The organism is Synechococcus sp. H60.3 (assembly GCF_047462295.1).
Lineage (GTDB): Bacteria > Cyanobacteriota > Cyanobacteriia > Thermostichales > Thermostichaceae > Thermostichus.
The window spans coordinates 1-16,801 of sequence record NZ_JANSIY010000024.1 but is presented as its reverse complement, the minus strand read 5'-3'; the positions used below and the strand labels follow the sequence as shown (position 1 = coordinate 16,801).

General features: G+C 60.5%; 16 protein-coding genes. 9 read left to right on the top strand and 7 right to left on the bottom strand.

Annotated elements, in window-relative coordinates:
- Both NW841_RS04335 and NW841_RS04330 read right to left on the bottom strand, forming a co-directional pair.
- A partial coding sequence (locus NW841_RS04335; RefSeq protein ID WP_414385543.1) for a glutamate synthase central domain-containing protein occupies positions 1–2,051 on the bottom strand: 2,051 nt, incomplete at its 3' end.
- Positions 2,052–2,331: 280 nt separating this feature from the next.
- Positions 2,332–3,405: a hypothetical protein gene (locus NW841_RS04330; protein WP_414385540.1), complete on the bottom strand. Its 1,074-nt coding sequence runs from the start codon at positions 3,403–3,405 to the stop codon at positions 2,332–2,334.
- A gap of 242 nt (positions 3,406–3,647) precedes the next feature.
- Here NW841_RS04330 and NW841_RS04325 point away from each other — a divergent pair, with 242 nt between their 5' ends.
- Together NW841_RS04325 and NW841_RS04320 are read left to right on the top strand one after the other, a co-directional pair.
- On the top strand, positions 3,648–4,667 hold the full coding sequence (locus NW841_RS04325; RefSeq protein ID WP_414365205.1) for an ATP-binding cassette domain-containing protein: 1,020 nt from the start codon (positions 3,648–3,650) through the stop codon (positions 4,665–4,667).
- Between the two features lie 116 nt (positions 4,668–4,783).
- Complete coding sequence (locus NW841_RS04320; protein WP_414385538.1) at positions 4,784–5,638, top strand: ABC transporter permease; 855 nt, start codon at positions 4,784–4,786, stop codon at positions 5,636–5,638.
- A gap of 23 nt (positions 5,639–5,661) precedes the next feature.
- Here the strand turns inward: NW841_RS04320 and NW841_RS04315 are convergent, their stop codons facing one another.
- Complete coding sequence (locus tag NW841_RS04315; protein ID WP_414370835.1) at positions 5,662–5,877, bottom strand: hypothetical protein; 216 nt, start codon at positions 5,875–5,877, stop codon at positions 5,662–5,664.
- A gap of 118 nt (positions 5,878–5,995) precedes the next feature.
- Here NW841_RS04315 and NW841_RS04310 point away from each other — a divergent pair, with 118 nt between their 5' ends.
- Entirely contained in the window at positions 5,996–6,640 is a 645-nt protein-coding gene (locus tag NW841_RS04310; RefSeq protein ID WP_414370804.1) for a class I SAM-dependent methyltransferase, read from the top strand.
- A gap of 91 nt (positions 6,641–6,731) precedes the next feature.
- On the opposite strand, the gene NW841_RS04305 is transcribed toward NW841_RS04310, so the two are convergent.
- Positions 6,732–9,908 carry a GAF domain-containing sensor histidine kinase gene (locus tag NW841_RS04305; protein WP_414370806.1) on the bottom strand — a complete coding sequence of 1,059 codons (3,177 nt, stop codon included), beginning with the start codon at positions 9,906–9,908 and terminating at the stop codon, positions 6,732–6,734.
- A gap of 388 nt (positions 9,909–10,296) precedes the next feature.
- Entirely contained in the window at positions 10,297–11,736 is a 1,440-nt protein-coding gene (gltX, locus tag NW841_RS04300; RefSeq protein ID WP_414385537.1) for a glutamate--tRNA ligase, read from the bottom strand.
- 227 nt (positions 11,737–11,963) lie between these two features.
- Here gltX and NW841_RS04295 point away from each other — a divergent pair, with 227 nt between their 5' ends.
- Both NW841_RS04295 and NW841_RS04290 read left to right on the top strand, forming a co-directional pair.
- Positions 11,964–12,314: a hypothetical protein gene (locus tag NW841_RS04295; RefSeq protein ID WP_414377866.1), complete on the top strand. Its 351-nt coding sequence runs from the start codon at positions 11,964–11,966 to the stop codon at positions 12,312–12,314.
- Positions 12,315–12,426: 112 nt separating this feature from the next.
- On the top strand, positions 12,427–12,651 hold the full coding sequence (locus NW841_RS04290) for a DUF2555 domain-containing protein (protein ID WP_414365193.1): 225 nt from the start codon (positions 12,427–12,429) through the stop codon (positions 12,649–12,651).
- Positions 12,652–12,677: 26 nt separating this feature from the next.
- Here NW841_RS04290 and NW841_RS04285 read toward each other — a convergent pair whose 3' ends face one another.
- On the bottom strand, positions 12,678–13,145 hold the full coding sequence (locus tag NW841_RS04285) for a hypothetical protein (protein ID WP_414370809.1): 468 nt from the start codon (positions 13,143–13,145) through the stop codon (positions 12,678–12,680).
- 30 nt (positions 13,146–13,175) lie between these two features.
- Positions 13,176–13,451 (bottom strand): DUF4404 family protein, encoded by a 276-nt coding sequence (locus NW841_RS04280; RefSeq protein ID WP_414365191.1) that lies wholly within the window; start codon positions 13,449–13,451, stop codon positions 13,176–13,178.
- 198 nt (positions 13,452–13,649) lie between these two features.
- Between NW841_RS04280 and NW841_RS04275 the strand changes: the two genes are divergently transcribed.
- From NW841_RS04275 to NW841_RS04260, 4 genes are all read left to right on the top strand, one after another.
- Positions 13,650–13,961 (top strand): hypothetical protein, encoded by a 312-nt coding sequence (locus NW841_RS04275; RefSeq protein ID WP_414385536.1) that lies wholly within the window; start codon positions 13,650–13,652, stop codon positions 13,959–13,961.
- Between the two features lie 135 nt (positions 13,962–14,096).
- On the top strand, positions 14,097–14,744 hold the full coding sequence (locus NW841_RS04270; protein ID WP_414385535.1) for an SIMPL domain-containing protein: 648 nt from the start codon (positions 14,097–14,099) through the stop codon (positions 14,742–14,744).
- A gap of 344 nt (positions 14,745–15,088) precedes the next feature.
- On the top strand, positions 15,089–16,321 hold the full coding sequence (locus NW841_RS04265; RefSeq protein ID WP_414368033.1) for a response regulator: 1,233 nt from the start codon (positions 15,089–15,091) through the stop codon (positions 16,319–16,321).
- A gap of 71 nt (positions 16,322–16,392) precedes the next feature.
- Positions 16,393–16,801 (top strand): hypothetical protein (locus NW841_RS04260; RefSeq protein ID WP_414385534.1); only part of this gene is annotated, 409 nt, incomplete at its 3' end.

Here is a 16,801-nt window from a genome sequence, read left to right as displayed (position 1 = left end):
GCGCTGGCCCCATAGCCAATCAAGCAGGCAAAGTGGTGGGTACTCCAGCATTGGGCGGTCTCCACCACCAGAGAAGCGCGTAGGCGCAGCCCCTCCTGGATGAGGTGATGGTGGACAGCCCCGACGGCCAGCAGGGGCGGGATCAAGGCTTGCTCAGCACTGAGACCGCGATCCGAAAGGATCAAGATCTCGGCCCCCTCCCGCACTGCCTGCGCCGCCTCTTGGCACAGGGCTCGCACCTGAGCGGCCAGCCCTTCTGGCCCGGCGGCCACCGGGTAGAGGATGGGCAGCGTCCGGCAAGAGAAAGGCGTCCGCTGCAGGGCAGCTAGCTCCGCCTCGTTGAGCACCGGGCTGCGTAGGTGCAGCAGGCGAGCATGCTCCGGACGGATCTCCAGCAGGTTGCCTTTGGATCCCAGGTACACCTCCAAAGACATCACCAAGCTTTCCCGCAGGGGATCGATGGCGGGGTTGGTGACCTGGGCAAAGCGCTGCTTGAAGTAGTCGTAAAGGGGGTGGGGCTGGGTGGAGAGCACCGCCAGCGGCGCGTCGTCCCCCATGCTGAAAACCGGCTCCTTGCCCGTAGCCGCCATCTCCTCGATGATCATCTCCACATCTTCCGAGGAGTAGCCGCAGGCAGTCTGAATCTGAAGGAGTCGCTCTTCAGTGAGCTGCGGGGCGCTCTCAAAGTCTTGGCCAGCGAGCTGAACGCGGTAAGCCCTCAACCACTCTCCATAGGGGTGCTGAGCCGCCACCTGAGTTTTGATCTCCCAGTTTTTGTAGAGCTGGCCACTTTGCAGATCCACCGTCAGCATCTGCCCTGGCCCCAGCCGCCCCTTTTCTAGGATCTCGGCTTCCGGCAGGGGAACCACCCCCGCTTCCGAAGCCACCACCAGCAACCCATCGCGGCTAAGGGCGTAGCGGGCTGGGCGCAGGCCATTGCGATCCAGAGTGGCGCCAATGGTTTTGCCGTCGCAGAAGACCACCATCGCCGGCCCATCCCATGCTTCCTGCAGGCCAGCGAAAAACTCGTAGAAGTCCACCACTTCCGGGTGATCCTGCAGCTCTGGTTGGTGGCGGTAGGCTTCCGGGATCAGCACCATCATTGCCTGCTGGCTGGAGTAGCCGGAGGCAACCAAGAGCTCAAAGACCGCGTCCAGGCCTGCCGAGTCGCTGGTGCCGGGATCGATGACGGGTTTGAGCTCCTCGATGGCCTCGCCCCAGAGGGGATGGGCCAAAGAGGGCTCGCGGGCAGCCATCCAGTTGACATTGCCCAGGTAGGTGTTGATCTCGCCGTTGTGGCAGAGGTAGCGAAAGGGCTGGGCCAGCGACCAGCGGGGCAGCGTGTTGGTGCTGAAGCGGCGGTGGTAGGTGGCGTAGGCGGTGGCGTAGAGGGGGTTTTGCAGATCGCGGTAAAACTGGCCCAGCGCCGCCGACTGCACCATGCCCTTGTAGACAATGAGCCGGCAGGAGAGGGAAGCAAAATAGATGGAGTAAAAGCCGAACCGGCTTTCCACCTGCCGCCGCAGGCGCCGCCGCAAGAGGTAAAGCTGCCGCTCCAGCTCATCTCCCTCCAGCCTGGGATGGGTAAGAAGCATCTGCCAGATGGAGGGCAGGGTTTGCCGTGCCATTGGCCCCAGGCAGTCTGGATTGACCGGCACCCGGCGCCAGAGGGGCCGTCCCCACTCCGTGGTGGCCAGGTAGTCGTCGATGAGCTGGCGCACCGCCTGGCACTCGGCGGGATCCGGGTGCAAGAACACCATGCCCACCGCGCTGTGGCTGGGATCCCAAGCTCGGATCTCCTCCCTCTCTGCCTGCAGCAGCGCCCAGGGAATGGCCGTGGTAATGCCGGCTCCATCGCCGCTTTGGTTGTCGCCGCCACAGCCGCCGCGGTGCTCCATGCAGGTAAGGGCAGCGAGGGTTTTTTGCAGCAGCTCGTGGCTGGCCCTCCCCTGGCGATCCACCAGGAACCCGACGCCGCAGGCATCCCGCTCTTGAAAGTGCCAGCTTTCCTGCAGGATAGGAACCGAGACCTGGGAGCGATGGGGGGTCATAGGAGGAAAAACGGCTGGGAATCGTTCACGTTGTTAGAGTTGGGAAACTAGCATATCGCAATTCCATCCAACCGGAAAAGAGGGCAGCCCCACGTCAGGCTGGATTTTGCTGGGGAAGCCATCGGAATCAGCGAAGAAAACCACGAAAGGCTCACTGTGAACAGGTGCCTCGAGTTTTTTTTCTGCTGGCTTCTTGCGTAGACTTTCGCCAACTGGAGAAAACCAGGTCGTATGCTCCAGCTTGCCCCACCTCTCCTTGCCGCAACCAGCAATTTAACTGTTATCTGAAGAAGTCGGAAAATGTATTTCGCAGCTCAGAGAGTTGCTCGTTAAAGCAGGTGAGCTGATCCCCCATGGCGTTCACCATCGTCAGGTCTGCCCGCCCGGTTGCGCCCTCGGATCCCAAAAGGGGAACGCTCATGCGGCTGGGATCGGCAGGATTCTGGGAGACGCGGATAACCGTTCGCTCGCGGTTAAACTGATAGGCCTCGGCCACGTAGCGGATGGGCTCGCTTAAGCTGGGATCCACCGGCAAGTCAGGGGCTGGCAAAAGGTCCACCAGCTCGGTAAAGGTGCCGCTCCGCAGGCCCACCACGGCAGCAGCTCCCAACTGGTTGCAGATGGCAATGAGCACCGGCTCTTGGGGGCTGGCGCTAACGTTGGCCAAGGTAACAGTGACATTGGCCCGCCGGGGTGCTGGGGAGTAGGTAACCTCAAAGACGCGGGCAGGAGCATTCCCCAGTTCGTCGCGGGCGCGGAAGCGAAGCTGCCCCCTGTAGGGCAGGATGGAGGAGAAGTAGAGGCCAAAGCGGTCGCCGGGGCCCCGTCCGGGGATACTGGCCTGCCCAGGGACGTAGGCGAGGACGGCGCGGCTTTGCCAGTTGTTGGGCGGCGCATAGGGCAGCAGGGGGCCACTGGTGAGGCTGGGAGGTTCTCTGGAAGGGGGATCCGGCTGGCCATCCCTGTTCAGATCCAGGCCGTTGCCCAAGAAAGCCAGCGAGCGCTGCAGCAGGAGGGGGCGGTTTTGGTTATCGACCAGAGGAGGTTGCCCTTCTGCCAGCCCTGCATTCTCCACATAGACGTTGAAAGGACGATTCAAGATCTGGTTGTCCCGCTGCCGCCGCAGGTTGAACTGAAGGTAGGGCCCCACCGCGCCTGCTGTCGGGGATCCCCCTGTAATGGCAAAGTCGTCGGCCCGCAAAAAGGCATTTTCCAGCGGGCTAAGCGGGGTTGTTGCCTCGCCGCAGCCGACCAGGCCAAGGGCAAAGGTTACCAAAGTTACAAGGGTTGCGACAGAGCCCCCTTTGGGGAAAGCTGGCAAGGGGGGCCGGCAGGCAAGCTTTGGCTTCAGCATTCCTCTCCTCTCCACAACCGTTGGCGACGGTTTAGCCCAACCGAACTCAATGGCAAGATGGGCAGGGATCCGCCCGCGCCTAACCCAATGGCCTGAACCACTATATCCTGAGCCTCGATCTGGATCCCACCATCCCTATGGAGTTGGGAGCCATGGGATCGGCGATAGGGAGGGAGGAATTGAGGGAATCGCTACTCCTTTCTCCTGAGCCGGCTTGATAGCCTAGAGGGAGCGAAAGGTGGATGCCCATGTCAGATACCCCTGCGGTCTTGGTTCAACAACTCCAGAAGCGCTACGGATCCACCGTGGCGGTGGCGGATGTCTCCTTCCAAGTAGAGCCCGGCCAGATCTATGGCCTTCTCGGCCCCAATGGCGCCGGCAAAACCACCACTCTGCACTGCCTGTGCACCCTGCTGCGCCCTGATGCAGGCCGGATCGAGGTGTGCGGGATCCCGGTCAATGAAAATCCCAAGGCGGTACGCGAAAAGCTGGGCTTTGTTGCCCAGGAGGTGGCCTTGGATAAGGTGCTGACGGGGCGAGAATTGTTGCAGTTGCAGGCGGATCTCTACCACCTGCCGCGGCCTCTGGCCCAAGAGCGGATCGCTGCTGTCCTGGAATTGCTGGGGCTGGCCGACCGCGCCGACCAACGCATCGGCACCTACTCCGGCGGCTTGCGCAAACGCCTAGATCTGGCGGCAGGACTGCTCCACCAGCCCCAGGTGTTGGTTTTGGACGAGCCCACGGTGGGCCTGGATATTCCCAGCCGGCAGGCCATCTGGGACTTTCTGCGCCAGCTTAAAAACACCGGTGTGACCGTGGTGCTCAGCAGCCATTACCTGGAGGAGATCGACCTGTTGGCCGACCGGGTGGCCATCATCGACCGCGGCAAGGTGATTGCCGAAGGCACCCCAGAAGAGCTAAAAGCCCGCGTCGGCGGCGAGCGCATCACCCTCAAGCTGCAGGAGTTTGCGCCGCCAGAACTGGCCCAGCGGGGGGCCGAACTGCTGGCATCCCTGCCCTTTGTCCAAAAAGTGGTGATCAACAGCGCCCAGGGCAACGCCCTCAACTTGGTGGTGCGGCGCAATGGGGAGGATCCCCTCAGCCAGATCCGCGCCCAGCTCGAGGCCCACGGTCTGGAGATCTTCAGCAGCACCCAATCTCGCCCCAGCTTGGATGACGTGTATTTGGCAGCAACCGGGCAAACGCTCCTGGATGCGGAGCTGGCCGCTGCCGAGTCCAACTTAGGCAAAAAGAAAAAGTAACTTCATCACCTCCCTATTAAACCCTGGTGATCCCTGTGCAAGCGCATATCGAGATACTAGTTGGCTGCTCGATTGGACACTGCATTGATTGATCGCAACCCTACAGGAGTTTTGGTATGACCTCTACCGCTTCCCCAGTTCCATCCAACCCAATTCCTTTATTTACAGCCGACTTTTGGCAGGAGACTTTTGCCCTTGCCCGCCGCTTGTTTATCCAACTGCAGCGTCGCCCCACAACCCTGCTGGTCGGCATCATCCAGCCGCTGCTTTGGTTGATTTTGTTCGGGGCCTTGTTCCAGAATGCTCCTGCCGGCATTTTCGGGGCCGGACAAAACTACACCCAGTTTTTGGGGGCAGGCGTGATCGTGTTTACGGCCTTTGGCGGGGCCTTGAATGCCGGCGTGCCGGTGATTTTCGACCGGGAATTTGGATTTTTAAACCGATTGCTGGTGGCTCCCCTCACCTCTCGCTTTTCCATCGTGCTGGCCTCTAGCCTGTTCATCGTCAGCTTGGCGCTGCTGCAGACGGCGGTGATTGTGGGGGCAGACTATGCCCTCGGAGGCGGGATCCCGGACGGGCGGGGCTTGGCGGTGGTGGCCCTGATCGTGGGCCTGTTGGTCTTGGGCTTTACAGCCCTGAGCTTAGGCCTGGCCTTTGCCATGCCGGGGCACCAGCAGTTGCTGGCTTTTATCTTCTTGGTCAATTTACCCCTGATTTTCTCCAGCACCGCTTTGGCTCCCCTCAGCTTTATGCCCACCTGGCTGCGCTGGGTGGCCAGCCTCAACCCACTCACCTTTGCCATCGAGCCCATCCGCCACGTCTATCGCAGCAGCACCTGGAGTTTTGCCGATGTGGTGCTGCAGGCCCCCTGGGGCGATCTCACTCTGGCGGGATCCCTGAGCCTCTTGACGGGGTTTGTGGTGGTGTCGGTTCTGGTGGTACAGGGGGTGCTGCGCAAGAGTTTGGCCTGAGCACTTTGCCCAGGCTGCGCCCCTCAAAGCCACTGGCGGGAGACGGACTTCTCCAGCTCCGCCTGTGCTTGCTGCACCAGGGCTAGAGGGCTGTCCTTTGCTGGCGAGAGATGTAGAGGAGGGGTGAGGCTGCGGGCCTGCAGAGCCATGTGGAGCTGGAGTTCGGTTACATAGTCGCGCAGGACAAAGCCAGCGGCAGAAGAGGAGCGAGCTGTAGCGGAAGCGTAAGACGCAGACATCACGGCAAGAGATCCCTCGAAAATTGCCACCGTTGCCCTGCTACGCTATCACGCCCGCCCCCCCGTGAGGGAGTTCCAGAATGTTAGCTTTGATTAAGCTTTGCAAAGGATTTTTGCCATGGCCGTTCTTGAAGATTGGCAGCGCTCCAAGTTGGATCCCAGTGACGATGCCCTCTTTTACAGCCATCCCCGCTTTGTAACCCACGTAGATGCCGGCTTTATCGGCCAGCTCACCGATCTGTACCGTGAGCATTTGCGGCCCCAGACCCGCATTCTCGATCTAATGAGCAGTTGGGTTTCCCACCTGCCGCCGGAGATAGACTTTGCCCATGTGGAAGGGCATGGGATGAATGCTGAGGAACTGGCAGCCAATCCCCGCCTTAACCATTTCTTCGTCCAGAACCTCAACCAAAACCCGCTCCTGCCTTTGCCGGACTGCACTTTTGATGCGGTGCTGAACGCAGTTTCAGTGCAGTACCTGCAGCAGCCGGAAGAGGTGTTTGCCGAGGTATATCGCATCCTCAGGCCCCAGGGCCTTTTCATTGTCAGCTTCTCCAACCGCATGTTTTTCCAGAAGGCAATCCAGGCCTGGCGGGATAGCTCGGAAGCAGAGCGGGTGGAGCTGGTCAAGCGCTATTTTAAGTCGGTGCCGGGGTTCGAGATCGTCGAGGTGATCCAGCGGCCTGCTCCCCTGGGTTGGCTTGCCTTTTTGGCCGGTGGGGATCCCTTCTACGCCGTGGTTGGGCGGCGAACCGAGGCATGAGGCCATCCATCTCGCGTGTGGCGCCCTTAGATTTCTGGACTCCAACCTGCATGCGGCTGCAGTTCCCCGGCCCTGGGAGGCAGGTTGCTCCCTACCGAACAGCGGGGGTGAAGGGATCCCTGGGGCCAACTTCAGAAGGGGGCGGCAAAGGGATCTGCAGCTCCACCACTGTGCCGCTACCCAAGCGGCGGTTGCGCCAGGTGATGGTTGCCCCAATTAACTCGGCTCGGTAGCGCATGTTGAGCAATCCATGGCCGTGGCCAGGTTCCTGATCCACCCCACCGTTGAACTCCGGCATGCCCCGGCCATCGTCGATGATCTTCAGCTCCAGGTGAGTGTAGGGGGCTTTGGGATTGACAGAAGGCTCCTCTGCTCCGCTACCGGCTTGGATCTTGGGCTGAATAGTGATGTCGATGCGCCGTGCCCCTGCGTGTTTGACGATGTTGTTCAGCGCCTCCTGTACGATCCGAAAGATGTTGCTTTGGCAGGCGGGGCTGAGACGGGAGAGCAGGTCATCAGCGCGGTTGTCGAAGCGGGTGAGAAGCGGGTGAGGAGAACGCTGGGCCGCCCGTTCTAGAAGGCTGCGCAGAGCCGGGCCCAAGTTAAAAGCCCGCATGGCCAGCGGCTGCAGATCCTCGACGATCCCCCGCAACTCAGCCATGGTCTCCTGCAGTTGGACGCTCATGGCGCGTAGCTGAGCCTGACCGGCAGGGCTGAGGGTCGGATTGCTGGCGAGCTCCTGAATCTGACGAGACAGAGCTCCCAGATCCGCCAGGGTCTGATCGTGCAGATCGGCGGCCAGGCGACGACTTTCCGCCTCTCGCCCCTCGGTCAGTCCTTGCAAGGCTGCTGCCGTTGCCTCTTGACGGCGAACCTGCTCGTAGAAGGAGGCCCGCTGTAGCGCCACTGCCGCAATGTCCGCCAGCGCTTCCACCAAGTCCCTATCTGCAGGGGAAAATCCGGCGGCTTCGGGGGCAGTATCGGCAGCGGGAGGCTTCCGGCCTACCGTCGCCAGGGGCGGAATGGAGGCGCAGAGCACACCCGCGATCTGGTTGGCATCGGTAACTAGGGGTACACACAGTAGGGAGCGGATACCCTTCTGCAACAGCGTCTGGCGGGTGGGAGGAGGCAGCGGAAAGGTTTGAACATCGGGGATCAGCAGCGTGTCCAGATGGGTGTAGCAATTTACCCCGATGAGCTGGCTCAGCTCAGGGGGCAACGTCTGCCCCACCTGGCAGGGGATCCCCGGCTGACGGCGGTATTCCTGAAGAATGGCGAGGGGTTCTGAGGGTGGAGCGGCTGCAAGCTGTTGAGCGCTCGGCCCATAGCCGCTCCGCGGCGCCACCAAAGTACAGTGATCGACCTGCAAAGCTTCCGCCATGCCCTCCAGAGCAATCTCTACCACTTGGTGGGGATCATAGGTGCCGCTGAGGCGCTGGGCAACCTGGCGCAACAGGCTTTCCCGCTGGGCCGAGATGCGGGTTTGCTCGTAAAGTTGCGCTTGTTTGAGGGCGATCCCTGCCTGCTCAGCCACGGCTTCCGCCAACTCCAGATCCTCCGGCTGCCAGGGGGAAGGAGCCAGGGATCCGCCGCGAGGGTAGCGCAGCAGAGCAATCCCCCCCAACACTTCCTGTTGTCGCTGCGGATGGTCAGAGGCAAACAAAGGCACCCACAACAACCCGCTTCCCTGCCGCTGCGGCTTCAGGTTGTCCCAAGACTGGAGGTTCTGCGGCTCCGGCACCACCACCGGCTCCTTCAAGGTGGTCAACAGGCTGGCTGCCAAGCGCAACTTGGCCTGAACCGTTTCCGACAATTCCAGCGGGATCCCCGGCTCCGCCCAGGGCTGCTGGAGGGATCCCGTCAGCGGGGCATCCAGCAGGGGCTCCGTCCCGCTTACGCGCACGGCAGGGGTGAGCTCCGGTGCATAGATGCCCACAGGATGCAGCAGCTCCTGTTCCGGCTGCCAAAGGGCCAAGATACACACATCCGCCTGAAAAGCTGCACCAATCTGCTGGGTAATCGCGTGGAAGAGAGTGGTGGGCTCCAGGCTGGAGCGAATTGCCGCTGTGATCGAGTGCAACAGCGCCAGCCGTTCCGCCTGCCGATGGGCCCGCTCAAACAGGCTGGAACGAGTTAGGGCAATCGCCAGTTGGTAGGCCACCGAGCGCAACAGGTCAATCTCCTCCGGCTGCCAGGGGTGCGGTGTAGTTAGGTATACCCCCAGCAGCCCGATCATCCCCCCTGGCGCAGCAGCCAGGTCGGATCGGCCCGTCTGCGGATCCCTGCCGCCGGCCTCCCCCAGCCCTGCTCCCGCTGAGCCCACCGATTGCAACGGGATCAGCACCGCCGAGCGAGCCTGTAGCGCATGGAAAGCGGCCAGCCCTTGCGGCGGCAACAGATGTTCCTGATCCGGCAGCAAAGGCAGGGCTATTTGCACCACCTGTCCCTCCTGTAACCGCTCGCACAGCGAGCCAAAATCTTGGGTTCGGTAAACCTGCCCCAGTGACGGGGCCAGCCCAGGGCTTAGGGCCTCGTGGGTAACCTGAACCGTCTCCTGAGCCGGGTTGATACTGTAAAAACAGCAGCGGCTCAGCCCCTTCACCCCTTTCGATAGAAAAGCGTGCTGCAGCTCCCCAAGCGCAGTGCTGACGATTTGATCCCACTGCAGAAAGCGGTGAACGGTGCTGGTGATGCGGTTGAGCAACGCCTCCCGCACCGCCTGTCGGCGGCTGCGCTCCAGCAGCTTGGCGTTGATAATGGCGCTGGCCGTATAGGAACAAAGAAACTTCACTACTTCTATAAAGCTGGCCTCCAAGGGTGTCCAGCTCAGCAGAGCCAAAGCGCCCAGCCGCTCCTCCCCCCGGTTAATCGGGTAGGCGACAAAGCCCCGCAGGCCATTGGCCTTCACCCATTCCGGGGCAGGCATCCAGACCTCTTGATCCGGGTTGTTGCTCAAGAGGGGCAATCCTTGCTGAACCACACGCCCCATAGGGCTGTCATCCGGGTAGATTCGCTCAATTTGGGCGTGAGCAGGGCTGAGCAGGCCAGCATGGGCCACCGATCGAAAGCAACCCTCTTGCAGGTCGAAAAACCAGAGGCGAGCGGAGGCCACGCCCAGGCGGCTCACCATCTGCTGCACTAGGGTTTGAGCCAACTTGAGCAGGCCCTGCTCCCACACCTCCGGCTCTACTGCTTCTGAAGACTCTTGCGAAGAGAGCAGCACCAGTTCCTGAACAATTTGGTTGGCAGCCTGAAGCTGGATCAACAAAGTCGAATCCGGATCGACACAGCAGGGTAGCTTGGTAGCCCCGTACTCAGCGCTCCGCGCCGCTAGCACGAGGAGTACGGTGCGGAAAAGCCCGTTCGCGTTAGCGGGACGTAGCCCTTGAGCAACTTGAGTCGCTCGCCAATGTTATAGCTCTATCCTAAGCAAGCACCCACCCCGGTGAAAGACCCGGACAGTGCTGTCAGTCAACAAGTAAGCGGAACCTTGAGACTGGGTTCCAAGGAGCCGTCTAGGGGCGTCTCGACAGCGCCTTTGCGAGTCTGTCTGTGGACTGCGCAAGAGTTCCCCGACTAAAGTCGGGGGAGTGTCAAAAGCCTGCAAAGGCATAGCAGCAAGCAATAGAAAAAAAGTAGACTCCAACAGCCTGAGGTCAGGCAACCAATCGCTGCACCGCCTCCAGCCGCCCCAAAGCCCAACCCCGCCGCTGCAGCAGCGCAAAAGAGGCCATCAAATCCGGCCCCTGCAGCTCCCCTGTCAGGGCGGCCCGCAAGCTCTTTAGCAGCAGGCCCTTTTTCATCCCCTGGCTTTTGGCCACCTCTTCCACCAGCAGTTTTAAGCTGTCCGCAGAAACTGGCTGGGGCAGCTCAGCAGCAGCCAACGTGGCAGCCATGGCAGCCATCGCTTCTGCCACCCCCGGCAGGCGCAACTGTTCCAGAGCTGGCAACGAGTAGCTAAGGGGCTCTTGAAACAAAAAACGGCTGAGGGGAGGAGCCTCCGTCAGGCGGTCGATGCCCTCGGCGATTAGGCGGGCCACATCTTCCAGCCAAGTGGGATCCGGCACCGCTCCCAGGTCAAACCCCGCCGCCTGCCAAAAGGGGGTAAGTCGCTCCACCAATTCTGCCGGGGAGAGCTGCTTGATGTACTGGCTGTTGATCCAGTTGAGCTTGTCCCAATCAAAACGAGCGGCAGCCCGGTTGACCCGGTCGAAGTCAAACATCGTAGCTGCCTTTTCCAACGAGAAAATCTCTTCCCCATCGGGGGGGAACCAACTCAACAAAGCCAGGTAATTGTTGAGGGCTTCCGGCAAGAAGCCCATCTGCTGAAACTCGGTTACCGAGGTTGCCCCATCCCGCTTGGAGAGCTTCTTCCCTTCTGGATTCAGGATCAGGGGAGAATGGGCAAATTGCGGCGGCTCGTGGCCCAGGGCGCGGTAGAGCAAGATCTGCTTGGGGGTGTTGCCGATGTGGTCTTCGCCACGGATGACGTGGGTGATGCCCATGTCGATGTCGTCGACCACCACTGCCAAGTTGTAGAGAGGGTAGCCATCCGCCCGGGCGATCACCATGTCCCCCCCCAAATCTTGGGTGTTCCAGGTGATGGGGCCGCGGATGAGATCCACCCACGACACCTCCATCGGCTCCTCGATCTTGAAGCGGATCACCGGCTGCCGCCCCTCGGCCTCGTAGGCCCGTCGCTGTTCCTCGGTGAGAAAACGGTGGCGGTTGTCGTAGCGGGGGGCTTTGCCGGCGGCCTTCTGGGCGGCGCGCATTGCTTCCAGCTCCGCCTCGCTGACATAGCAGCGGTAGGCCAGCCCCTGGTCCAAAAGCTGCTGCACCACCGCTTGGTAGCGCGCAATGCGGTTGGATTGGTAGATGGGCCCCTCATCCCAATCCAGTCCCAGCCAGGCTAGCCCTGCCAAGATGTTGCGGGTGTAGCGGGGGGAAGAGCGCTCGCGGTCGGTGTCTTCAATGCGCAAAATGAACTGGCCACCGTGGCGGCGAGCATAGAGCCAGTTAAACACTGCCGTCCGGGCGGTGCCAATGTGCAAATTTCCGGTTGGGCTGGGGGCAAGGCGAACGCGAACACTCACAGGCTTATGGATCCCAAGCAGAGCATCTTGATCCTAGTCGGCAAGGGGATCCCTTGTCATGTTGGGGGCTGCAACCGTTGCCAACCGAGGTCTTTCGGGTAGAATCCGCCTTAGCTGCCGGTCAAGAGGTAGGCTCCTTGGGGGTCAAGGTTGGTGGGCAACGCCCAGATTCTGCTTTCTCCGGTGTTGAGGAACAAACCACTGTAGCGTAGGAGGAACTACAGCACATGCGTCTAACCCTGGCAATTGTTCTGGGCTGTCTAGCCGGCGGGATCCCGGTTGGATCGGCTTTTGCCCAAATCACCTATCCCTCCTATCCGGTGGGGGAAGCCCTAGATCAAATCTTGCTGGATACGGGCAAGGAGGCCGACCCAGTCATTTTCCCTGAGGAAGTGGTGCGCTCCCAGGCCCGGCGAACCACTGCCTTCTTCACCACTTTGCTGAACCAGCGCACCAACATCCCCCCCTTGCGCTCGCTGGATTTGCCCAGCCCTTATCAAGCTTCGGTTCGCACCCAGGCTGGCTATTACCGCGTGACTCAGACAGAGCCTGTTTTGGACTCTGAACTCCTCCGCTAGGCAAGGCAGATGCCCAGCCTGCATTGTGTAGAACCTCTACAAATTCGCGTTTTCGGCCAGGGGGCGTCGGGCCGAGAGGCTAAGATCGGCTTGTAGCGTGTTCAGGCTACCTATGTCTGCCCGATCCAAAGTAGAGGCCCTCCCCAAGGGCAGGGATCCCCGCCAATTCACTGCAGCCGATGTGGCGGCCATTGCAGAGCGGCTGGAGCGCAACGAGTACCCTAACGTCTTCGACTGCCTGGAAGATTGGCACACGCTGCAGGCTATTGCTTTTTACTCTCCGGAGCTGGTGGCTCCCTACGCCCACTTGTTGGAGTGGGAAGTGGATGAGGACTAGATTTGCTCAGAAAGAATCCCCCCTCCTCAAGTAGAAGGGGGAGAGGAACTTCCATCTAACCCTTGTCTGCGAATAAGATAGCGCACTTCTTCGAGGAGAACGTTAAACCTCTGGTCATTCTCGATCTGACGCTGGTTGATGGCCTGGATGGCGCGTTCGTGCTCTTGTTGCAATGCAGTAAGAGTGATGAGAGCTTGAGTTACTTCCTCAGCCCATTCAGCCAAGTGTGCTAAATCTGAGCGGGTCTCGCGGACAACTTCCTGTAAGTCTCTCAAACCTTGCGCCTGGGCCATATTTTGCTCGTGGCTTTCTCGGATGGCCTGGCGCAACTGCTCGATTTCCCGACTGCGAGCAGCGTTTTGCTCGCTCAGCTCGGCGTGGCTTTCTCGGATGGCCTGGCGTAGCTCTTGGATCTCGCGGCTGTTGGCTGCAATCTGCTCGGCTGCCTGAGCTAGGAGTTGTTCTGCTCGATCTAAGCGGTCTTGGCTGTTCATTCTGAAACCCTCGGATACCCACTGGGGGAACTACAGACCCATCCCTGCCAATGTGTCGATCACTTGCTCCAGGATCAGGGTGAGGTTGGGGTGGGAGGTTTCAAACAGGGCCAGCGCTTCCCCAATGCGAGCTTTCCGCCCTTGGTTTCGTGAGCTCTCGGTTGGGGATCCCAGCTCGGCCAGCACCGCCTCTACCTCCTGGCGAATGGTGGCGATGTGCTGCCGCTGCTTTTCATCCAAGCCAGGGGTTTTTTGCAACTCAACATCCAGGTCGTGCAGCAGTTGTCGCAGTTTCGATGCAGCCATTCTCAAAAAGACCTTATCAATTCACTCAATCAACAAATCGAGTTTTGACCACGCTGACTCAATCATACGTCCTGTGGGCAGGAGCGGAGATCGCTCTTTTGGAAGCGGCTAAGGCGGCAAAGGTTAACTTTTGCAGCCGGGGATCCCAGCCTTGGAACAACTCCCATACGATGGGCAATAGCCTTGCTGTCTATCTCTATGTCTGAGCTGGCATTGGCGCTGCTGGGGGCAGTGGTTGCCGTTGCCCTGTTCCTGGGAATTTTTGTCTGGGAACAAAGACGCAGCCAGGAGCTGCTGCAGCGGTGGGCGGCAAAGCATGGCTACTCCATTCTGAGCCAGGAGGCGCGGTATTGGCGGCTGGGGCCTTTTTCCGGCAGCACTTCCAAGTATCAACGCGTGTTTTATGTGCGGATACGCAATCCGGGGGGGCAAGAACGCAGCGGCTGGGTGAGGTTAGGGAACTGGTGGCTGGGGCTTTTGTCAGATCAGGTGGAGGAACGGTGGGAGTAGGCTGGGGTTAACGACTGAAAGGGGGAAGCAATGGACAGGCTCAAGGGATGGAAAAGGCTGAAGGGGGTGGCCTGGCTGGGCGTGGTACTGGCGCTGGCACTGTTGGGTTGGAACGCAATCGCTGGAGGCGGGGCAATGGCCAGTCCCGGTGAGGGATCCCGAACCTTGACGGTAACCGGCCAGGGATCTGTTGCGGTGGAAACCTCCATTGCGGTAATCCGGCTGGGGGTGGTGCTCCAAGGGGAGACAGCCCAAGCGGTACAGCAGCAGGTGGCCGAGCGCTCGGAGCGGCTGGTGAACCGCCTCAAAGAGCTGCAGGTGAGCGCCCTGCAGACCACCGGCATTTCTCTCTATCCCCAATACGACTACCAGCAGAGCCCACCCCGCCTGACCGGGGTACAGGGGCAAAACAGCCTGCAATTTGAAGTACCCATAGCCCGAGCCGGACAGGTGCTGGATGAAGCCGTGGCCGCCGGAGCCACCCAGGTGGAATCGGTCAGCTTCCGAGCGGATGAGGCCACCTTGCTGCAGGCGCGCAGCCGTGCCCTGACCCAGGCCGTGGAAGATGCCCAACGTCAAGCCAGCGATGTGTTGAAGGCCTTGAACCTGAGCATCCGTTCTGTGGAGGGCATCCAAATTCACAGCGAGGGCTCCATCGCGCCGCCAGTTCCTCTAGCAGGCATGGGTGGAGCGGAGTATGCTCGCCTACAGGCAGCCTCCACACCGGTGGAAGGAGGACAACAAGCCGTGCGCGCCCAAGTCACGCTTGAGATTCGTTTCTAGGTTCCTGGGGTGGCCATGAAGTCACGGCGAACCCTGCCTTCCCTCTCCCTGGGGCAGAGGAGGATTCCCCCTGGGGGCGTGAGGAGCAGTAGCGGGGAACGCCCAGAAGCATCTTCCTCGCGTTTAGAATGACTGCGAAACTTCAAAAATCTCAAAAAAATAACCCGGCAAAGTTAGGTAGTGGCTGCCAATCCCTACGTCTAGAATTACGTCTAGAATAACGATGGAAAACACGGGAAAGTTTGCTTTCCCGGATTTCCTTGTCATCTGGCTTTGGCTTACCCGTGGATCCCAATTTGGAGAACGCTGCTGCCACTGGTACGTCTGAAGGCCCTCAGGCGGGCTTGGGCGCTAGCAAAGGCGGAGCCAGCAGCTTGCGGGCCCATGTGCTGATCGTGGATGACAGTTACATGGTGGCAGAGATGTTGTCTAACTTTTTGGGTAAGCAGGGCTGTAGTATTTCTTATGCTTTGGATGGCTTGTCTGCCCTGGAGCAAATCCGCCGCCGGATCCCAGATCTCATCATCGCCGACTGGGTCATGCCCAATCTAAATGGCCTGGATCTATGCCGGCAGCTACGGCAATCACCCGAATATGCTTGGGTGTACTACATCCTCATGACTGCCCGCGAGGGCAACGACAGCATGGAGCGGGCGTTAGAAGCCGGAGCCGATGAGTTCCTCTCCAAGCCCTTTCAGGCGGCAGAGCTGCTGACGCGGGTGCGGGCAGGGCTGCGCATTGTGGAGAGCCGCCGCCAGCAATATCTGCTCCAGACTGGACAAAAACAAGTCTCATCTCCTTCTGGCTCGGTTGCTTTGGGCAATCGGCAGGATTTGGTTACTCGCTTGCCGTTGCGGGTGGCCCAAGCCCGTGCCCAATCAGATCCCCTCAGTTTGTTTGTGCTGCGCTTGGCCAACCTCAGTGCTCTGGGGCAAGGCCTAGAGGCCGGCGGTCGGGCTGCTCTTCTCAAGCTGTTTACGGATCGCTTGGCCCACAACTTGCGAGAGGGGGATGACCTCTTTTGCTACGACGAGGGGCAGTTTATTGTGGTGCTGCCGGGGAGCACTCTGGCTGCTGCCCAGATTGCCGCCGAGCGCTGCTGCCAGCGGTTGATCCAGGATCCCTTTGTGGTGAATGGGCGAGCGCTGCCGGTGCAGCTTCAATTTGGGGCGGCCACCCTCACAGATAAGGACGATCCCAAGGGGGTGGCCCTGGTGCGACGGGCTGCCCAAGCCCTGCGAGACAGCAAAAATGTCCACACTTCGGTGGTGACTGCACCCCATCCCATCCCGGTTTCCGATTGCAGTAGCGGGACGGCGTCCTCAGAGCTGCTGAAGCGTTTGCAACATCTAGAAAAAGAGAATGCCGAGCTACGCCAAGAGCTGGAAACTCGCCTCAGGCAGCTCGAGGAGTTGCGGCAACACAACCAGGATCTCAGCCAAGGGGTGCGGGAGCCTAGGGCTGAGCGGTTTGAAGCTGGATCCCGCTCTCAGCAGCCCTTGGGGATCCGCCGGCGGAAACCGCGGCGGCGTCTGAAGCGTCAACTGGGCCGCGGAGGATGGCGACTGCGCCGGTAAGTCCGATCCCCAGAATCCGGCGGTGGGTTGGCCGCAGCAGAATAGGCAGGTGGGAGGTGGGAAGAACAGCCATGTTCAATTCTAGTCGGAGCCAATCCGCCATCTGGAAGCCAGCAAGAAGGTGGTTTCTCAACAACATCGAGCTGATCCTGACGGCGGTGGGGATAGGCGTAATCCTACTCAGCGGCTGGGTGGCCAGCCGCAGCGCTCTTTCCGTGGCGACGGCAACGGCGATCAGCGCCACCGTGGTGGGAGTTATCCACGGCATCCTGTTCTGGCTGTTGCGGCGGCGGCAACGCCGGGTGCGGCAGGAGGCGATCGGGCAAATTCGGGAAATGCTGGAGGATCTGGGCAAAAACCGGTTGCAAACCATCAAGATGAGCCTGTACCTGGTGCAGGTGCGCCAGCCAGATCAAGAAGAGCGCACCCGCCAAAGCTTTGACCGCGTCTACCAGATCCTGGGCGAGATGAGCAGTTTAA

What these genes read in the sequence shown, in the direction of transcription:
- NW841_RS04275 (WP_414385536.1), top strand. Translation starts at nt 13,650, where the DNA reads ATGTCTGAGCTGGCATTGGCGCTGCTGGGGGCAGTGGTTGCCGTTGCC.
- NW841_RS04310 (WP_414370804.1), top strand. Translation starts at nt 5,996, where the DNA reads ATGGCCGTTCTTGAAGATTGGCAGCGCTCCAAGTTGGATCCCAGTGAC.
- NW841_RS04285 (WP_414370809.1), bottom strand. Translation starts at nt 13,145, where the DNA reads ATGAACAGCCAAGACCGCTTAGATCGAGCAGAACAACTCCTAGCTCAG.
- NW841_RS04270 (WP_414385535.1), top strand. Translation starts at nt 14,097, where the DNA reads ATGGCCAGTCCCGGTGAGGGATCCCGAACCTTGACGGTAACCGGCCAG.
- NW841_RS04325 (WP_414365205.1), top strand. Translation starts at nt 3,648, where the DNA reads ATGCCCATGTCAGATACCCCTGCGGTCTTGGTTCAACAACTCCAGAAG.
- NW841_RS04320 (WP_414385538.1), top strand. Translation starts at nt 4,784, where the DNA reads ATGACCTCTACCGCTTCCCCAGTTCCATCCAACCCAATTCCTTTATTT.
- NW841_RS04330 (WP_414385540.1), bottom strand. Translation starts at nt 3,405, where the DNA reads ATGCTGAAGCCAAAGCTTGCCTGCCGGCCCCCCTTGCCAGCTTTCCCC.
- NW841_RS04280 (WP_414365191.1), bottom strand. Translation starts at nt 13,451, where the DNA reads ATGGCTGCATCGAAACTGCGACAACTGCTGCACGACCTGGATGTTGAG.
- NW841_RS04315 (WP_414370835.1), bottom strand. Translation starts at nt 5,877, where the DNA reads ATGTCTGCGTCTTACGCTTCCGCTACAGCTCGCTCCTCTTCTGCCGCT.
- NW841_RS04295 (WP_414377866.1), top strand. Translation starts at nt 11,964, where the DNA reads ATGCGTCTAACCCTGGCAATTGTTCTGGGCTGTCTAGCCGGCGGGATC.
- NW841_RS04290 (WP_414365193.1), top strand. Translation starts at nt 12,427, where the DNA reads ATGTCTGCCCGATCCAAAGTAGAGGCCCTCCCCAAGGGCAGGGATCCC.